Origin of the sequence: Steroidobacter sp. (genome assembly GCF_016790065.1) — a bacterium.
Classification (GTDB): Bacteria; Pseudomonadota; Gammaproteobacteria; order Steroidobacterales; family Steroidobacteraceae; genus Steroidobacter.
The window spans coordinates 16,199-33,854 of sequence record NZ_JAEUPY010000382.1 but is presented as its reverse complement, the minus strand read 5'-3'; the positions used below and the strand labels follow the sequence as shown (position 1 = coordinate 33,854).

The 17,656-nt window shown below is 61.1% G+C and carries 16 protein-coding genes and 1 pseudogene; 15 read left to right on the top strand and 2 right to left on the bottom strand.

Going from position 1 to position 17,656, the window contains the following annotated elements; genetic code table 11:
* The 8 genes and pseudogenes from JNL55_RS15800 to JNL55_RS15765 form a co-directional block, all read left to right on the top strand.
* Window positions 1-429 (top strand): annotated as a pseudogene (locus JNL55_RS15800) (TonB-dependent receptor); the annotation flags it as partial.
* Window positions 430-486: 57 nt separating this feature from the next.
* Window positions 487-2,136, top strand: a complete 1,650-nt coding sequence (locus JNL55_RS15795; protein WP_293855322.1) for a putative porin — start codon at window positions 487-489, stop codon at window positions 2,134-2,136.
* Window positions 2,137-2,160: 24 nt separating this feature from the next.
* On the top strand, window positions 2,161-2,799 hold the full coding sequence (locus JNL55_RS15790) for a hypothetical protein (protein WP_293855319.1): 639 nt from the start codon (window positions 2,161-2,163) through the stop codon (window positions 2,797-2,799).
* A gap of 9 nt (window positions 2,800-2,808) precedes the next feature.
* Window positions 2,809-5,208 carry a tetratricopeptide repeat protein gene (locus JNL55_RS15785; RefSeq protein WP_293855316.1) on the top strand — a complete coding sequence of 800 codons (2,400 nt, stop codon included), beginning with the start codon at window positions 2,809-2,811 and terminating at the stop codon, window positions 5,206-5,208.
* Window positions 5,209-5,214: 6 nt separating this feature from the next.
* Entirely contained in the window at window positions 5,215-5,940 is a 726-nt protein-coding gene (locus tag JNL55_RS15780; protein WP_293855313.1) for a DsbC family protein, read from the top strand.
* A 282-nt stretch (window positions 5,941-6,222) separates the two neighbouring features.
* Window positions 6,223-7,038 carry a VPLPA-CTERM sorting domain-containing protein gene (locus JNL55_RS15775; protein WP_293855310.1) on the top strand — a complete coding sequence of 272 codons (816 nt, stop codon included), beginning with the start codon at window positions 6,223-6,225 and terminating at the stop codon, window positions 7,036-7,038.
* Between the two features lie 97 nt (window positions 7,039-7,135).
* Complete coding sequence (locus JNL55_RS15770) at window positions 7,136-8,740, top strand: hypothetical protein (RefSeq protein ID WP_293855307.1); 1,605 nt, start codon at window positions 7,136-7,138, stop codon at window positions 8,738-8,740.
* 155 nt (window positions 8,741-8,895) lie between these two features.
* Window positions 8,896-9,159: a hypothetical protein gene (locus JNL55_RS15765; protein WP_293855304.1), complete on the top strand. Its 264-nt coding sequence runs from the start codon at window positions 8,896-8,898 to the stop codon at window positions 9,157-9,159.
* A gap of 64 nt (window positions 9,160-9,223) precedes the next feature.
* Here the strand turns inward: JNL55_RS15765 and JNL55_RS15760 are convergent, their stop codons facing one another.
* Window positions 9,224-10,120 carry an SdiA-regulated domain-containing protein gene (locus JNL55_RS15760; RefSeq protein ID WP_293855301.1) on the bottom strand — a complete coding sequence of 299 codons (897 nt, stop codon included), beginning with the start codon at window positions 10,118-10,120 and terminating at the stop codon, window positions 9,224-9,226.
* A 32-nt stretch (window positions 10,121-10,152) separates the two neighbouring features.
* A complete protein-coding gene (locus JNL55_RS15755) occupies window positions 10,153-10,830 on the bottom strand; it encodes a lamin tail domain-containing protein (protein ID WP_293855298.1) in 678 nt (225 codons plus the stop codon).
* 318 nt (window positions 10,831-11,148) lie between these two features.
* On the opposite strand from JNL55_RS15755, the gene JNL55_RS15750 reads away from it, so the two are divergent.
* The 7 genes from JNL55_RS15750 (at window position 11,149) to JNL55_RS15720 (ending at window position 17,571) form a co-directional block, all read left to right on the top strand.
* On the top strand, window positions 11,149-11,901 hold the full coding sequence (locus tag JNL55_RS15750) for a DUF4114 domain-containing protein (RefSeq protein ID WP_293855295.1): 753 nt from the start codon (window positions 11,149-11,151) through the stop codon (window positions 11,899-11,901).
* 235 nt (window positions 11,902-12,136) lie between these two features.
* On the top strand, window positions 12,137-12,691 hold the full coding sequence (locus JNL55_RS15745; RefSeq protein WP_293855292.1) for a hypothetical protein: 555 nt from the start codon (window positions 12,137-12,139) through the stop codon (window positions 12,689-12,691).
* Between the two features lie 4 nt (window positions 12,692-12,695).
* On the top strand, window positions 12,696-13,235 hold the full coding sequence (locus JNL55_RS15740; protein WP_293855289.1) for a VPLPA-CTERM sorting domain-containing protein: 540 nt from the start codon (window positions 12,696-12,698) through the stop codon (window positions 13,233-13,235).
* A gap of 5 nt (window positions 13,236-13,240) precedes the next feature.
* A complete protein-coding gene (locus JNL55_RS15735; protein ID WP_293855286.1) occupies window positions 13,241-13,822 on the top strand; it encodes a polysaccharide biosynthesis/export family protein in 582 nt (193 codons plus the stop codon).
* A gap of 5 nt (window positions 13,823-13,827) precedes the next feature.
* A complete protein-coding gene (locus JNL55_RS15730) occupies window positions 13,828-14,997 on the top strand; it encodes a hypothetical protein (protein ID WP_293855283.1) in 1,170 nt (389 codons plus the stop codon).
* The gene (locus JNL55_RS15725) at window positions 14,994-16,733 is read left to right on the top strand and encodes a GumC family protein (RefSeq protein WP_293855279.1); all 1,740 of its coding nucleotides are present in this window, start codon (window positions 14,994-14,996) and stop codon (window positions 16,731-16,733) included. Before JNL55_RS15730 ends, JNL55_RS15725 begins: the two co-directional genes overlap by 4 nt.
* A 10-nt stretch (window positions 16,734-16,743) precedes the next feature.
* Window positions 16,744-17,571 (top strand): CpsD/CapB family tyrosine-protein kinase, encoded by an 828-nt coding sequence (locus JNL55_RS15720; protein ID WP_293855276.1) that lies wholly within the window; start codon window positions 16,744-16,746, stop codon window positions 17,569-17,571.
* Window positions 17,572-17,656: the final 85 nt, after the last annotated feature.

Genomic DNA, 17,656 nt, shown 5'->3' with positions numbered 1-17,656 from the left:
GAAAAGATCGAAGAGCCGCTCGAGCAACAGGAACCGGAACAGGCGCCGGACGAAGCATCGCCGGCCGAGCAGCTCGGGTTGGATGCAGACGGTGCCGCGGGTAGCGACGGCTTCGGGCTCGCTGCACGCAAAGGCGGGCGCGATCTGGTCGGCACGGGCACAGCGCCGTTTCGTTGGTACACGGACCTGGTGGCGAAAAGTTTGGAAGGTTGCTTTTCCGAAGACCAGACGGTGCGACGAGGCAATTACAAAGTCGACGTGAAAGTGCGCGTCGACACGGACGGCAGCATGCGCGTCCTCGATCTGCTCGGCAGCACCGGCAACGTCGAGGTCGACGCGGCGATTCGTGGCAGGCAGGGCTGCAGCATCGGACAAAGTCGGCCCATCGAGGTGCCGGCGTTGGCGACCGTGCGAGTTACCTCGCGATGAGTTTGTGAATCGAACCTGGGTCCCTCCATCAGACTGAAGATCAGACAGAGAATTGGAATGCGGAATAGAACTGCTTTGCGCGTGATCGTTGCCACTGTGCTGGCCTGCGCTGCTCACAACACCGCGCTGGCGCAGACCAACGAAGCCCAGTCGCTGCAAGAGCTGCGTAACACCGTCATCAACCTGCTCGACGGGTTGGTGAAGCGTGGCGTGATTACGCAGGACCAGGCCCAAGCGATGGTGGCCGATGCGCAATCGAAGGCTGCGGCCGATGCCAAAGCCAAGGCCGACGTGGATGCCTTGGAGAAGGACGCTGTGCGCGTGACTCACGTGCCGCAGATCGTGCGCGACGAAATCAGCAAGCAAATCCGAGCGGAGTTGAAGCCGGAAGTGACCAAGGAAGTCATTGCGCAAGCCAAGGAAGAGAAATGGGGCGTGCCGGCTGCGCTGCCTGAGTGGCTCGACGGCATCCGCTTGTTCGGCGATCTGCGCGTGCGTACACAGCGAGACGATCAGGACATGCCGAATGTGCCGGCGGATTGCCAGGCGCTCGGGCCGGATCGCTGTTTGTTCGACTTCCAAGCCATCAATGAAGCCGGCGGCATTTCGGTCAATGACGAAGGCATCTATCGTCACGTCACGCCGGATCGCTTGCGGGCACGCATTCGATTGCGAGCTGGATTGGAAGCACAGGTCAGCGACGGCGTCAGCGCAGTCGTGCGTTTGGCTTCAGGAAATTCCGGCGACCCGGTGTCTACCAATCAAACCTTGGGACAGGGCGGCGGTCGGTTCGAGATTGCCATCGATCAAGCCTACTTGCGTTTCGATGCCGGCGACGCGTCGTTGCCGTGGATGACGGTGCTGGCCGGTCGTAACCCGAATCCGTTCGTGTCCACAGATCTGGTCTGGGACCCCGATCTGAACTTCGACGGTTTGGCCAGCACTTGGCGCCTGGGTTTCGGTTCGTCGCCAAGCAATGCCTTCCTCACGTTGGGTGCTTTCCCGCTGCAGGAAATCGAGCTGAGTTCGAACGACAAGTGGCTGTACGGCGGCCAGCTGGGCATGGATTGGTCATGGGCTGACCGTGCGCGCGTCAAGCTCGCAGCGGCGTACTACTACTTCGATCACATCAACGGTGTGCGCAATCCGGTGCTCGACAGCGAGCTGTTCGACTACACCGCGCAGAAGTTCATGCAGAAGGGCAATACGCTGTTCGACATCCGTAACGACCTAGATCCGAACACTTATCTGTTTGCGTTGGCTGCCGAATATCAGCTGGCCAATGCGACCGCCATGCTCGAGTTGCCGTTGGGCGGCTACAAGCTTTCCTTGACCGCCGACTACGTGCGCAATCTCGGTTACGACGAGCAGCAAGTTCTGGCGCTCGGCGCGCGCACGACTGATGGCCGCGAGCGTACGACCGGCTATTCAGCCGAACTCGGCTTCGGCACCGCTGATGTGGGCAAGCGTGGCAACTGGCGCGCTTACCTCGCTTACAAACATCTCGAGCGCGACGCTGTTGTCGATGCCTTCACTGACTCCGACTTCAATCTCGGCGGCACCGATGCCAAAGGTTACGTGCTACGCGCCGAATGGTGGTTCCGTAATCGCACCTCGGTGGCGCTGCGTTACCTGAGCACCGATTCCATCGACTCGGTGCCGGTCAATGTGGACGTGGCCATGCTCGATGTCATCGGATCCTTCTGATTGGTTCGTTCTGGGAGTCGACTCATGAAAATCCTGCTGCGAACGATATTCGGCACCACCAGCTTGCTGCTGGCGTTCGGCGCTGTGGGCCAGGTTCAGCGTAGCGGCAATGACACCGCCCGCGTCATGCAACAGCTGCAACAACTCACGGCGGAGAAGGCTCAGGCGCAAGCTGAGAACGCCAAGCTCAAGTCGGAAGTGGAAGAGCTGAAGGCACAGCTGAGCAAGTCTTCTTCAGCGCTCTCGGCTGCCGAACAGCGTGCGAAGAAGACCAACACGTCGGCCAAGGACTCCGCGGCTCTTCTGGAGAGCAATGACGCGCTGGCTCGCTCGCGCACGCAGATGCAAGAGCTGGTGGTCAAGTTTCGCGAGACCGCACAAATCCTGAAGGACGTTGAGACCGACCGCGACCAGTTGCGCGCACAGGCATCGACCAAGGACCGAGATCTGAAGACGTGTGTGGATCGGAACGCCGGCATGTATGTGGTGAGCGATGAAGTGCTGCGCCATCTCGAAGGTCGCGGCGTGTGGGACTCGCTCACTGACAAAGAGCCGTTCACCAAGCTCAGCCGCACCCGACTGGAAAACCTGATCGACGACTATCGTTATCGAGTCGAGGAGCTGCGCGTTGCGGACCGTAAGTCGTCTGCGCCGGCCAATTGAGGAGCTTCCATGACTATTTCACGGCCCGTTCGTTGGCTGGCCATCGCGGCGATCACGATGGTCTCGGCCGCTTGCAGTAATGGCGAAGCGCGCAAGGTGAGTTACTTCGAGCGCGGCGAGAAATACTTCGCCGAGCAGAACTATGACAAGGCTCGTATCGAAGCACGCAACGCTTTGCAGATCGATCCCAACTACGTCGAAGCTCGCTTCCTGGCGGGCCGCGTGGCAGAGAAGAAAGGCGACGTTCGCGAAGCCGCGGGCAGCTATCAAGCGGTGCTCGATGCGAATCCGCAGTTCAACGCGGCTCGGGCCGCATTGGCACGACTCTATTTGTTCGCCGGCCTGGCGGATAAGAGCCTTGAGTTGGTGGAAACGGGGCTGGGAGACGAGCCGCAGAATGCTGCCCTGTTGACGGTACGCGGTGCCGTGCAGGCTCAGAAGGGTCATGTGGTCGCCGCGCTGGAAGATGCAGAAGCGGCAATGAAGATCGCGCCGAACGACGAGTTCACCATTTCATTGTTGGCGTCCTTGTACAAGCAAAGCGCACGGCTGGACAAAGCCATTGAAGTCGTCAATCAAGGCCTGCAGCAGTCGCCGAAGAATGTCGATCTGCGCGTCGTGTTGGCGGATCTCGAAGCCAACCGCGAGAACTTCTCAGCCGTGGAGCAGCAGCTCAAGCAGGTTGTGACATTGGAGCCAGGCAAGCTTGCTCATCATGCGCGGTTGGCGTCCTTCTATCTTTCTCGCAAGGATTTGCAGAAGGCCGAAGCCACCTGGCGGGAAGCCATGGCAGCGCTGCCCGACAATACGGACACTCGGCTCGCGCTGATCGATCTGCTTTGGTCGCAGCGGGGCGAGGAGGCGGGTCTCGCCGAAGTGCAGGCCATGCTGACCAAGGATGATGACAACGCCGACCTCAAGCTGGCCATTGGCGGCTACCTGGAGCGTCAACACAAACCAGAGCAGGCCGAACAGCTGTATCAGCAGGTAGCCAAGGAGGCGCGTAAGGAGCCGGCTGGCTTGAGTGCGCGCAGCCGACTGGCCTCGCTGTACTTGAAGCGCAACGACGCCACGCGCGCACAGGCATTGCTCGCTGAGGTGTTGGAAGAAAATCCGCGTGACAATGACGCATTGATTCTTCGCGCCAACATCGCTCTTGCGCGAGGTGACACTAGCACCGCCATCACCGATCTGCGCGCTGTGTTACGCGATCAGCCAACGTCGACGCCGGTGCTTCGTGCTTTGGCTCAAGCCCATCTCCAGAACAACGAAGTGGCGCTGGCTGAAGAGACTTTGCGCAGCGCCTTACAGAACAATCCGGGCGAGATGCCCACGCGCAAGGCGCTGGCCCAGCTGCTGTTGCAGCAGGGCAAAGCGGATCAGGCGCGACTGGTGCTCGACCCGGTGGCTGGTGTGCAAGGCTTGAGCGACGATCCGGAACTGCTGGATACCCAGTTCAAGGCTCAGTTCGCCAGCAAAGATCTGGTCGCCGCTCAGCAAACTGCCGAACGCGCGCAACAGCTGCGACCCAAGGCGGCTATGGGTTGGTACTACGCGGGTCTGGTGGCTGAAGCGGAAAAAAATCCTGACCTCGCGCGCAAGAACTATGAAGCCGCGCTGGAGTTGCAGCCCCAAGTGGGCGAGCCGTTGACGGCGCTGGTGCGCCTCGATCTGGCGGCGAAAGAGGTCGACCGGGCGCTGGCCCGTTTGACGAAGGTGATCGAGCGTACGCCGAACAACGCCTTCGCTTACAACTTGCGGGGCGAGTTGCTGGTGGCCAAGCGTCAGGCGGGCGCGGCGGTTCAGGCGTTCGAAAAGACCATCGAACTGGCGCCAGGCTGGTGGACGCCGTATCGCGGACTGGCCTTGGCGCAAATGTCACAACAGCAGAACGATGCTGCTATCGCAGCCTTCAAGCGCGGCATAGAGCACACGCGTGCCGGCGCGCTGACCATCGATCTGGCGGCTCTGTACGAGCGCTTGGGTAAGGTGGATCAGTCGGTCGCCGTTTACGAGGAGTGGGTGACGCGCGAACCCAAGTCGCTTGCCGCTGCCCGGAATCTCGCGATGCTGTTGCTGAACTATCGGGACGATGCCGCGAGCTTGCAGCGCGCGACCCAGTTGTCCGAAACGTTGAGCGTGTCCAATGAGCCAGCCATGCTCGAAACGCGCGGCTGGGCCAAGTACAAGAACGGTGACTTCGAAGGTGCGGTGAACCTACTGCGCCAAGCCGCTGCGAGCGGCAAAGAATCGACCACGGTTCGCTATCACTTGGGCATGGCTCAGCTGCGTGCTGGCGACAAGACCAGTGCGCGCGAAAATCTCCAGGCGGCGCTGGACCACGGTAAAGCGTTCTTCGGTATCGACGAAGCGCGCACTGCTCTCGATCAGTTGAAACAGGCCGGTTGACCCGTCGTGAAAAAATCTCTTTCCCTGGCGCTGGCGACGCTGTGCGCACTGTATGCGGCAACGTCGCCGGCCGACGCTGTCACGGACAATTTGCAGAAGAAACTGGCGACGCGTTTCCCGGACATCAAAGTCGAGCGCATCGGACCTTCGGCATTACCTGGTCTGTACGAGGTAGTGACGCCGAGCGAGATCGTCTACGCCGATGCTGAAGCGGATCATTTGATTCTCGGCCAGATCGTCGACGTTCGGACGCGCGAGAACTTGACCGAGAAGCGCTGGCACGAACTCAATAAGGTCGATTTCGCGTCGCTGCCGTTCCAGCATGCCATCAAGCTGGTCAAAGGGCAGGGGCGTCGCAAAGTGGCGGTGTTCGAAGATCCCTTCTGTCCGTACTGCCAGGAGCTGGAGCACACTCTGCAAGCGCTCGAGGACGTCACTGTTTATATCTTCTTGTATCCCATCGAAAGCCTGCATTCGGGCGCGACCAAAGCGGCGCGCGATATCTGGTGCGCCAAGGATCCAGCCGCTGCCTGGAGTGCTTGGATGTTGAATCGCAAGGCGCCGTCGGAATCCGCTTGCAAGCAGTCACCCATCGAGTCGCTGGTGGCGCTGGGCGATAAGCTCAAAATCAACTCGACACCGACGCTGTTCTTTCCTGATGGCTCGCGCATCCCCGGCGCGATCAGCCGCGAAAAACTCGAGCAGAAGCTCGCTGCCAGCAACGCCAAGTAGGCGTGTCATACGTTTGTTGGGCAGCGAGGCGCGTTCGTAAGACGCAGCTTGCGCATTAGAAAAATTATTCACTGCCCAGTAACAAACAATTCCTAGATTGCAGGGCGTTGCGCGAGCTGCTGTCAAGCACGGATGTCACACACATCGGTGGTAACGACAGCGTCGAGTCGCAAAACGTTAAAGCGCCGTTCAAGGCTGAGACATAGGTCCGCTTTACATTTTGCACGCGGTTTTTTCAGGCGGGTCGCAAGATCCATTTATCAATTGTTAGGGGACTTACTCATGACACTTTCCTTGAAGCAGATTCTCACGGCGGGCGCGCTCGTTGCGGCATCGACCGCGGCGTTTGCCGACGTGTCTGTGCCGGCGGGCTATCAGAACTCCGCCACGGCACCGAGCGGCTTCACGACCAACACGGACGACGACGGCGGCTTGGTGTTCCACCTGTTCAACACGGGCGACACCACGTATTCCGTCAGCTACTACCTCGGTTTGGATCTTAGCGACTTCACCGCGTCTGAAACCGATCAGGACGGCCTGACCCTCACCTGGACCATCGCTCCGTCCAACTACGCCGGCGTCGACTTGTCCCAGATGCAGTGGGGCGTGGTCGCTGGTAACAACGGCGCGCAGAACACCGCCGGTTCGACCAGCCTGCTGGTCACCGTCGATGCCTCCAACTCCATCACCAACATCACCAACAACGGCCTGATCCCGGCCGCCAACCTGGTGGACGGTGCTTACAACGGCGCCAACACCGACGCTGCTCCGCTCGACATCAACACCGTGGCCTTCACGCTGGAAGATGCGAAGAACCAGCTCGGCAACTTCGGCATCGCCGGCTTCGATTGGACGGCTGCTGCCAACGACGCGAACGCGACGCTGGCGATGTACTACTACGCGCAGAACGGCGGTCGTGGTGCGGGCGCTAACGAAGCTCTCGCGACTCAGTACGCCGGCGTGTGGTCGTTCAATGCCGCCACTGGCGCGCTGACCTACGCCGTGAGCGCCGTGCCGCTGCCGGCCGCTGCTTGGCTGTTGCTGTCGGCTCTGGGTGGCTTGGGTGCGGTCGGCCGTCGCCGCGTGGTCGCTGCTTAATAGCTCCATCGCCCCGGGGAGCGACTGCAGTCGCGGTCGCTCCCCTCGATCTCTCGCTTCTGTTCCGATTACATCGACTCCACCGGAGAACTCTGTGATGAATACTTCCATCAAGGTTGCGGTTGCTAGCGCCATGGCGCTGGCCGCTGTCAGCGCTTACGCGTCGACGCCTGCCGAAATCCAAACGGCGGCCGGCAACGGCACGCTGGTGACGCTGTACGTCAGCGGCGCCACCGCCACCGACAACGCCCTGGAAAACCTGTTCAAGATCGACGACACCAGCTTCCGCGTCTGCGCGCCGAACACGCTGGACATCTATTACTTCAAGTCCGGCTCGGGCTCGGTCTCGCAGCGCGCGCTGACCTGCACGGCTGCATTCAGCGGCACCGGCGTCACCTCGGGCACCACCAAGCTGGCGCTGCTCAAGGAATCGGCCGGCGGTTCGGCCAACGGCATCATCAACCCGGCAGCCAACACTGCGTTGTCGTTCATCGACATCGTCAACAGCGGCAGCAACTTTGCTACTGCTTGCGCGACTGTGACCGGCACTGGCTCGACGCTGCCGAGCTCCACGGGCACGTTCAACACTCGTGATTGCGGCCACGTGCTCGCCAGCGCGACTGCTTCGACTGTGACTCGCACCAGCTTCATTCCTCAGGCTGGCATTTCGGACGTCGATCCGGCGACCTTCGTCGGCACCGGTGGCGTCACCAGCGCCCATGACACTGCGTTGACCCGCAAGCGCACGTCGGTCGCTGTGACCTTCAACCCGATCGTCAGCGTGCCGCTGTTCACCGCTCTCCAGCGTGCTTATGGCTACGTCGGCGCGTCGGCTGGTGAAAGCACCGCCAGCGTGGCCACTGTGCCGTCGCTGCCGAGCGCGACTCTGCGAGCCATCTTCAACGGCAGCTCTGCGTTGAATGCCAACGAAGTCAACGTCAACGGCGTGAAACTGAGCACCGTGCTGACCGGCCTGGCCGATACCAGCGGTGATATCTACGTTTGCCGTCGTGGCGACACCTCGGGCACGCAGACCAGCTTCAAGCTGCACTTCCTGGGTCAGGGCTGTAACAAGAACGTGGCCGGCAACATTCAGTTCGTGGCTCCGGATACGGCTTCTTGCACCACCTCGGGCTGCACCTGGGGCAGCACGTACTTCAACGACTACGTGTTCGCCGGTTCGGGCTCGGGCGATGTGCGCGCGTGCCTGGATTACCACTCGAGCCAGGGCCGTCTGGCCGTGGGCGTGGCCAGCACCGAAGCCAAGCCGGGTACCAGCAGCAACCGTTATCGCTACATCAAGGTGGACGGCGCCGAGCCGACCTTGAAGGCAGTGATCGAAGGCCGCTACAGCTTCTTCACCGAAAACACCTTCAACGACAAGTTCCCGAGCACTTCGGCGAGCGGTTCGCAGTCGCTGTGGGACAAGTTGTATAGCTCGGTCGGCAACGCGGTGGCGATCTCCGAGTTGAACCGTACGTGGCGCACCTCTGTGGCCTTGACCGCCACCGATGACGGCACGGCCGACACCGGCATCCTGGACGTGGCTTCTTCGTCCAATGCCACGGCCATCACCACCCTGTTCAACGATGGCGCCATCACTGGCACCGAAGTGCGCGCCACTCCGGTGAACAGCCAGACCCGCCAGACCTTGGGCGGCCAGGCCAACAACTGCAACCTGCCGTACCAGGCTTATCCGTAAGCCGGCACGCTCGTAGTTGAGCAAGCATGGGCGGCGTCACTCAGGTGGCGCCGCCTTTTTATTGAGCGGACCGGTCGATAAGTCGACCAAAGAAATGTTGTCGCAATGATTGTTCGTTACGTTATGACCGCGTCCAAATCCAACAAGAGCTCGACGTGAACCGATCCTTGCTCAGCGGCCGCAGCCAACAGCGGCTCATCGAGTTACATCGCGCGGCCAACCTGGCCATGCAGGAACTGAATCAGCATCACAGCTTGCTGATCGGGGCGCTGCTCGGCTGCGACAACGCCACGCAACGGGTGATGCTCGATGAGCATCGCGCCATCTCGGCCGCCGCGGTCGAGGCGTTGCTCAAACTCGGTACGTTTCTGAATCATTGCCGAATCGCCGACGCCTCGGCTTCGGTCGATCCCGTCTAATACGCTTGATTCGGCCGCTGCCAGCAACGGCAGCGGCCGGATCTTCTTGGCAGGGCAGGCCTGGTTATTTGCGACGGCGCGCGAAGCCACCCAACCCCAACACACCCGACAGTAGCAACCACGCAGCCGCCGGCAGCGGCACCGGCGCTGGCGTCAGCACGTACATGTTCGGACCTTCGTCCACGATGTAGATGACGCCGTTGGCGTCGATGGTCACGCCCTCGGCGCTGTCGGTGAGGCCGGCGAGGCTGTACATGCTCAACACGCTACCGGTGCGGCTCACTTCCAACAGTCGCGCCGACTCCTGGCTGTAGATCAGCAGGTTCGACGCATCCGGCGAGGAGGGATCGAGCACGGTCGACAGCACTTGCACGTCGGACAGATCCAGCAGGCCGAGGCCGGTCGGATCGAACAGCGAAGTCACGGCTGCGGTGCCGGTACCGCCGGTGCCGAAGTTGATGGTCGCGCTGTTGACCTGTTGCGGCGTCTTTTCCTTGACCACGATGTACTGGCCGGTGACTGGATCGTACGAGATGCCTTCCAGACCGACGTTGCCGACCGTGGCACCGAGCGACGCGGACGCCAGACTGGCACGCGATGCGCTGCCGCCGGCGGTGTACGTCAACACGTAAGCATCCTGCAAACGTTCTTCGACCACTACGAAACGACCGCCACCGATATAGGTGACGCCTTCGGTATCGTCGAAGCCGCTCAGCGACATGGAGCTGAGCAGCGTGCCGTTGCGATCGATTTCGACGATGGCGTCGCCTTCATCGCCGACCACGAACAAGGTGTTGCTATCCCAATTCCAGGTCACCGCCGAGGCTTCGGCAGCCGGCCCGGCCGGCAAGCTGACGGTGCTGGTGAGGGTGTAGTTACTCAGATCGAGCGATGCGACTTGGGCGCTGGCCAACACCGGCGCGAGCAAGATCGATGCTGCGAGCAAAGATCGAATCTTCATTTGGAGTCTCCGCTACTTGGTGTGGAACGCGCTCAGGCGCGACGGCGGCGAACGCCAACCAGGCCAGCGAGACCGGACAACAGCAGCCACGCGGCGGCCGGCAGCGGTACTGGAGCAAGCGCGAACGTGCCGGGGTTGCCCAGATCTACGCCTTCGAGGTCGTAGTAGGAGCCGTAGTCGTCGCCCAGCGCCGAGAAAACCCAGCGCAGCACGTCGTTGGTGCCGAGCACTTCCAGGCTCAACGGATTGCCGCTGGTGTTCTGTGCGCGGATCGAGCCGGGAATGGCGTTGTCGCCGTAGGTGAGGCGATCGACCAGATTGCCGGCGGCGTCATAAAGATTGATTTGATCGGCGCGGCCCAGATTGGTGCTGTTGCTGCCGATCACGTCGACCGAGCTCGACAGATTCCAGACCGAACGGAACAGGCTGGCGTCGGCTTCGGTAAGAAGCACCGATTCGCCGGGGTTGACCAGGCCGAACGCACTCAGGCTGACGGTGCCGGCGTTCTGCGAGTCGTCATCGAAGCTCCAACCCGTGAAGTCGACCGCGGTGCTGCCGAGGTTGGTGAACTCGATGTATTCGCCGGTCGTACCGTTGCCGTTGTACATCCATTCCGTAATGTAGACCTGGGCGGAAGCGAGCGGGGCGAACGCGGCGCTGCCGAGCACGGCACCGGCAAGAATAAACTGGCGCAGAGAAGAAACATTCATGGGTCAGCCTCGTCATTTATATGTAGCGGCGGAAACAGCTCCGCCGCGGGCGACCGTACGAGACTGCGATTGCGTGACAATGAAGAATCCGAACGACAAGCGCGCCACTGACGTATGTCAAGCGCATGTCGGAAGCTGCAGCGATGACTCAGGACGCGAGTGCAAGTCCTTGTCTTACGATGTTTGTACTTTCAACTCACCTTCGTGGCGCAACGGTACTGCAAGATTGCCGTAAAGGCTTCAACTTGGCATAACGTCGAGGTCATTCCTGAACTGCAACATTCCGCCACCGATTGGCAACCATTCTCGGGAGCGGGTGTGACAAACAAAGTTTCGACGGTGCGCTTTGCGATGCTGGCCGGCTTGGGATTGGCGGCCACGCAAGCGAATGCTTTGTGCACGTTTGGCGGCTCCGGCGAGCCGGCGTTGCAGGGAAGCTTCGATGCGATGCTCGGCGCCAACACGCTGAGCGCCACCAATGCGTGCCTGGAAGATGGCGCCGACGCAGGCTGGACCACGGTAGGTTCGATCGGACAGATCGACATCGTGCTCGAGCTCAGCGGCAACGCCAGCAGCAACGTGTTCGGCGTGTACGACCTCGGCAATCCGAATGCGCGCCTGTCCATTTTCGATGGTGCCGATGCAGTCGGCGATCAAGCCATCCTGCGGTTAAGGCAGACGGTGAACGGTTGGCGCGTCAGCGTGCAGGAGGTCGGCGACACCACGTGGACGCATCAATTCATCTCGACCTCGGCGTTCGGTTTTTATTTGAGCGTGCAAGGTCAAGGCACGTTCTATAGCCAGAGCTCGCGTAACGCCGACGGCGTCGACCACATGTATGCCTATCAGGGTACCAACACACCGTTTCTGACCGGGCCGCTCAGCGGCGAAATCTTCACTCGGCAGGACTACATCCTCGCGTGGGAAGACACGCTCGGCGGCGGCGACGGCGACTATCAGGACTTCGTGGCCCATGTGCAGGACATCTCGCCGGTGCCGCTGCCGACGCCGGTGTTGTTGTTGATTTCCGGGCTGGTGGGCCTGGCGGGGGTGTCGAGACGCACCACCTAAGCGAGCAAAAGGAGTTGCTGGAGATCCGGGCGGCCTGATTTTTCGACGAATCAGGCCGCCGCGGCAAAAACAAACGGCCCGGTCAACGGGAGAGCGGAGGCCAGTCCTGGCACTCCGCCGCCAGTGCTTGCGTCACGCTTTCATCATTCGTTCAAAGTACTGTCACCTGCTTACCGGAGTATTCCCGACGCGGCCGCACCGGCCGTACATAACGCGATGCGCAGGGGACCAGAACATGGACAGCCGTAAGCAGGCCGTCTCGATCCGTATGAGCGCCGCCGACATTCGCAGTGTGAAGCGGCTGGCGGAACGGCTCGGCGTTCGTGATTCAGATGTCATACGTTTCGCAGTCAAGGTGATGTTGGGCCGGCTCGCGCCGCTGCACGACCTGGGGGTGCGAGGCAAGAGTCTGGTGCCGGTGTTCGTCGAATCCGGCACCGACATCTTCCGGCATTTCGAGCTGGACGCATTACGCCTTGACTCCATCATCAATCAGGGCGCCGAAGCCGACGCCCGCGTCGATTCCGACGACATTCAACTGATCGCGATGAGCGGCATCCAGCAGTCGTACGCCAAGCTGCGGTTGTCGAGCATCAGTCATAACTCTGGCCAGAACCACGGCCAGAGTCATAACAAGAGCGCCAGCGGTGCTGGCGTAGACAAAGCGGGCCGGGCTGGCAAGCCCGGCGAAGACGACGAGCTGGGACACAGCCTGCGGAAGTATTTGTACGAAAAGTATGTTTATCGGAACAACAACGGCGGGTCGCGCTCGCCTGTGGAATTGGAGTGAAGTCATGAAGGTCAAGAAATTCAAGTTTGCCGCGCTGGCCTCGTTGCTGGTCGGCCTGGTGTCGATGTCGGCGGCGCATGCCGAGAAAGTGCAGGCCGAAACGCCTTGGTTCGAAGGCGTGCCGTTCGAGTCGTTGGTCAAGGGGCCGGCGAGCTCGTCGCTCAACGCCACCCAGTTTGTGTGGGGCACGAGCCTGTCGGTGAGTGCGTTGACCACGGCCAGCGCCGGTCAGCTCACGGTGCGCCTGACGGACGTCGTGTGGCCGGAAGCGTTGAAGTCGTTGTCGTTGCTGGTGACCGATCTGAACGGCGTGTGGCAGAAGATCGAAGGCAGCACCGGCGCCGATGGCTTGGTGTTCGACCTGTCCGGTCCGGCGAACCTGTTCGTCGCGGTGTTCGCGCAGAGCGATAGCAAGTACGTGCCGGGTCTCTACAACTTGCAGGCCAGCTTCTCGCCGGTGCCGCTGCCGGCCGCTGCGTGGTTGCTGCTGTCTGGCCTGGGTGGTCTCGCGGCGTTCCGTCGCAAGCGTCTGCTGGATCGCTGACACGGATGCGTGGCCCTAAGACTGTCATCTTTCATCGATACGCTGTCGCGCTGTTGCTGATGCTCAGCGCGCAGTTCGGTTCGTTGCGTGCCGATGAGCCTGAGCCGTATCGCATCCAACCGGGGGACGTGTTGATGGTAGCGGTGTGGAAGGAAGAAGCGCTGATGTCGGAGGTGCTGGTGCGCCCCGACGGCGGCATGTCTTTCGCACTGGTCGGCGACGTGCGGGCCTCCGGCCGCACGGTCGAGGAGCTGCGCTTGCTGGTGAATGAACGGTTGAGCAAGTTCATTCCCGATCCGGCCGTGACCATCGCCGTCAAACAGATCGGCGGTAATAGAGTGTATGTACTGGGCAAGGTGAACCGTCCGGGCGAGTTCACCTTCAGTCAGCCCATCGATGTGATGCAGGCGCTGAGTCTGGCCGGCGGCGCTACTTCGTTCGCTGCCTTGGACGACATTCAGATTCTGCGGCGGGAACAGAGCGGTAAACAGACGTCACGTCGGTTCCGCTATAGCGAAGTCGAGCGCGGCCGCAGCCTGGATCAGAACATTCCGCTGAAAAGCGGCGACACCGTAGTGGTGCCGTAATTCTCATGATGCGACCGAAGGCGCAAGCGACGTGCGTGACTGTGTGCGCGGCAGGTGCTGCACTTTTCGCTCAGCAGGCATTGGCTGCTGAGTGGCAAGTGGCGCCTTCCGTGCGCGTCGGTTCGTCGTATGCGGACAATCCTCGGTTGCTGGACGATGGCGGGACTTCGTCGTCGGGTGCGGTCGGGGAAATGAAAGCCAGCCTGCAGCGCTTGACGGCGCGCTCGGAGCTTTCGCTGCGGCCCCGCTTTGTGTTTTCACGTTATAGCGACGACGAGACCCTCGATAGTGACGATCAGTTTGTTACGGCCGGCTATCGCTGGCTGGGCGAACGTTCGGAATGGAACACGGAGTTCGGCCTCACTCGCGACACCACGTTGACCAGCGAACTCGGTTCGACGGGCCTCGTGCAATCCAATCGACGCCACGAAGCGGCCAGCTTCACGGTCGCGCCCAAAGTCATGTTCACCGAAAGAGTCAGCGGCGGCGTGCAGATGTACCTGGTCGATAACAGCTACGTCGATGCTGAACTGACCGGATTGGTGGACTATCGCTACACGGCCTTGTCGCTGTTCTCGACCGTGCTGCTGTCGGACGCCGGCAGTGCGCTCAGCATCAGTGCCCAAGGTGGTGAGCTGTCGACGGAAGGCGCCGGCGGTTATCAAACACGCGACGGCACGCTGCGACTGGGTTGGACTTTCCAGCCGTGGTTGTTGTGGACAGCGGGTTTCTCCGCAGGTCCTTCGATAGTCGAAGCCGAGGCGGGCAACGATACTGGCTATGTATTCGATGGCCAGATCAAGCGGCAGGGCGAGCGCTGGTCGTTGTCCGCGAATGCCAGTCGCAGTCAGGCGCCGACCGGTCGCGGCGTGCTCACGCGCCGCGATGAAATCAAATTGCTATTCAATCGCGCGCTCACCGAACGACTCAGCGCCAGTATCGATGCGCACTGGGTTCGCAGCGAAGACTTGCTGCCGGTTCAGGGCAGCGCTCAAACCTATCAAGTCGACTACGCCCGGCTCGGCATCGGTGCCAACTGGCGCCTGTCCCGCGATTGGAGCCTGTCGCTACAGCTCAGCGGTAATACTCAAAACTACCAACTCGCCACCGAGCGAGCCAATGGCTATCGCGCTTCCTTGAACATGGTATGGAACGGTCAACCTCAATCCCTGTGAGTTCACAGTCGCGCTCTTTGGCGGACTATCTGGTCGCTGTGCGTCGCCGTGGCGTGCCGGCGCTGATTGCTGCTGCGTCGGTGCTGATCGTGGCACTGGCGCTGGCCATCTTCTGGCCGCCCAACTTCCGTTCCACCGGCACCATCTTGATCGAGCAACAGGAAGTGCCGGTGGACCTGGTGCGTTCCATGGTGTCGAGCTACGCCGACCAGCGTATTCAAGTGATCAGCCAGCGCGTGATGACGTCCGAGAATCTGATGCGGATCATCGATCGCTACCAGCTGTATCCGGACAAGCGGCGCAAAGAGCCGCGCGAGGCGCTGCTGAATCGCATGCGCGACGACATTCAGTTCTCGATGATCAGCGCCGACGTGGTCGATCCGCGTCTAGGCCGCCCCACCAAAGCGACCATTGCCTTCTCGGTGAGCTACGACAACCGTTCGCCGACGCTGGCTGCCAAGGTGGCCAACGAGATCGCCACGTTGTACTTGAACGAGAACTTGGAGAGCCGGCGGCAAACGGCTGACGACACTGCTACGTTCCTGACCGCGGAAGGCGACCGACTCAGCAAACAGATCGACGACTTGGAAACCAAGCTGTCCGGCTTCAAGGAGCGCAACGTCAACAATCTGCCCGAGCTGTCGCAGCTCAACATGCAGCTGATGAATCGCGCTGAAGAGGAACAGCGCGAGACCGAAACGCGGATTCGTTCGCTGGACCAGCAGATTGTGTACCTCGACGCACAGCTGGCGCAGCTGACGCCGTCGGCTCAGATCTTCACGGAGACCGGCCAGCGCATTCTGTCCCCGGCAGATCGACTCAAGACATTGAGGTCGGAATACGCGCGCGCCAATGCGATCTATGCGCCCACGCATCCTGACATCCTGCGCATGAAGCGTGAGATCGAGGGTTTGGAGAAAGAGGTCGGCCGCGTCGACGCCGGCAACGATCTGGCGCGCCAATTGAGTGATGCTCAAAGCCAACTCGCCGCGGCCCGGGAGAAATACGCACCTGATCATCCCGATGTGCAGATGTTGGAGCGCATGGTTGCATCCCTCGGAACTGCGATGCGCGAGTCGCCAGTGACTTCCGATGCCGTCCGCGCTGATCCTGATAATCCGGCTTACATTCAAGTGAGTGCTCAGCGGGAAGCGTCGGTCAACGAGCGGACGGCTCTGCAGAGAAAGAGCTCCGAGCTGCGTACGCGAATCGGTCAGTACGAAGGGCGATTGGCGGCATCGCCTGAGATCGCTCGCGAATACAGCGCCATCTCCCGAGAGTTGGACAACGCTCAGTTGAAGTACCGCGAGGTGCGCCAGAAACAAATGGAAGCGACCTTGGCCAAGAATCTGGAGACCGAGCGCAAAGGCGAGCGGTTCACCCTGATCGAGCCGCCGATGGCGCCGGAAGAGCCGGTCAGCCCCAATCGTTTGTTGATCGTGGCGCTGGGCGCGATCTTGTCGTTGGGCTCAGCTATTGGGCTGGTGGTGCTACTCGAAGTCACAGATACCAGCATCCGCAGTCGGCGTGATATCGAGTCGCTGATCGCGGTACCGCCGTTGGCTGTTCTGCCTTGGATGGATACTCCTGCTGAGCGTGCGAGCCGAACCAAGGTGCGACGCCTCTCGTTGGCGGGTGCTGCCACTAGCGTGGTAGGCGCGGTGGTGATGATGCATTTCTTATATCGGCCGCTCGATGTGCTCTGGGCTGTGGCATGGCGCCGCTTTTTCGGTTGAAGGTGATTGCGTGGAACGTACTAATCCTAGAGCGGTGGACCTGACGGCCTTTGCAGCTCGCGAGGTGCGGGTCGAAGCGCCGATTTCTGTGGTGCCGCCGCGCGCGGTCGCGACAGAGAACGCGGTCGACTTTACCGATACCATCAAATTCAGCTCACCGCTGGTGCAGTTCTCGGAACAGGATCGAGACAACGCACGCATTCTTCCTCCTGGCGCGACTGGGCCGCATGGAGCTGCGTACAAGATGTTGCGCACTCAGGTGTTGCGCAAGCTGGATCAGCTCGGCGCGAACTCGCTGGGAGTCATGAGTGCACAGTCTTCGGAAGGCAAGACGCTGACGGCCATCAATCTGGCCATCGCAATCGCGGCCGATCCAGCGCGCACCGTGTTGCTGGTGGATTTCGATTTACGTAATCCCAATGTGCATCGACGCTTCGGCTACGAGCCCGCGGTGGGCGTGGACGATTGTTTGAGATTGCGCCGGCCGGTGCAGGAAGCGATGTTCAAAGTCGCCGGTTACGAGCGCTTGACCATTCTGCCGGCGCGCGAGCGAGTGGAGCACTCCTCGGAGCTGTTGATGTCGCCTGCAACTGCTGAAATCGTCAATGAGATGCGTATGCGTTACGCCAACCGCGTCATCATCTTCGACGTGCCGCCGGTGCTGCTGGCGGACGATGCGTTGGCGTTCGCTCGTTACTTGCAAGCCGGCTTGCTGGTGATCGGCGAGGGTAAGACGCGTCGTGACGATGTCACTCGAACGTTTCAGCTGCTGCACGACTTGCCGTTCGTCGGCACCGTGCTCAATGGCTCTCGCGAGCCGGTGCGCACGCCGTATTGATGTCTCTCAGATGTAAGACGTTGTCGAAATTCGCCGTGACTCACGTCACACCGCCTTCACCCTGCGCCGTTAGGGTGTTTGCCGG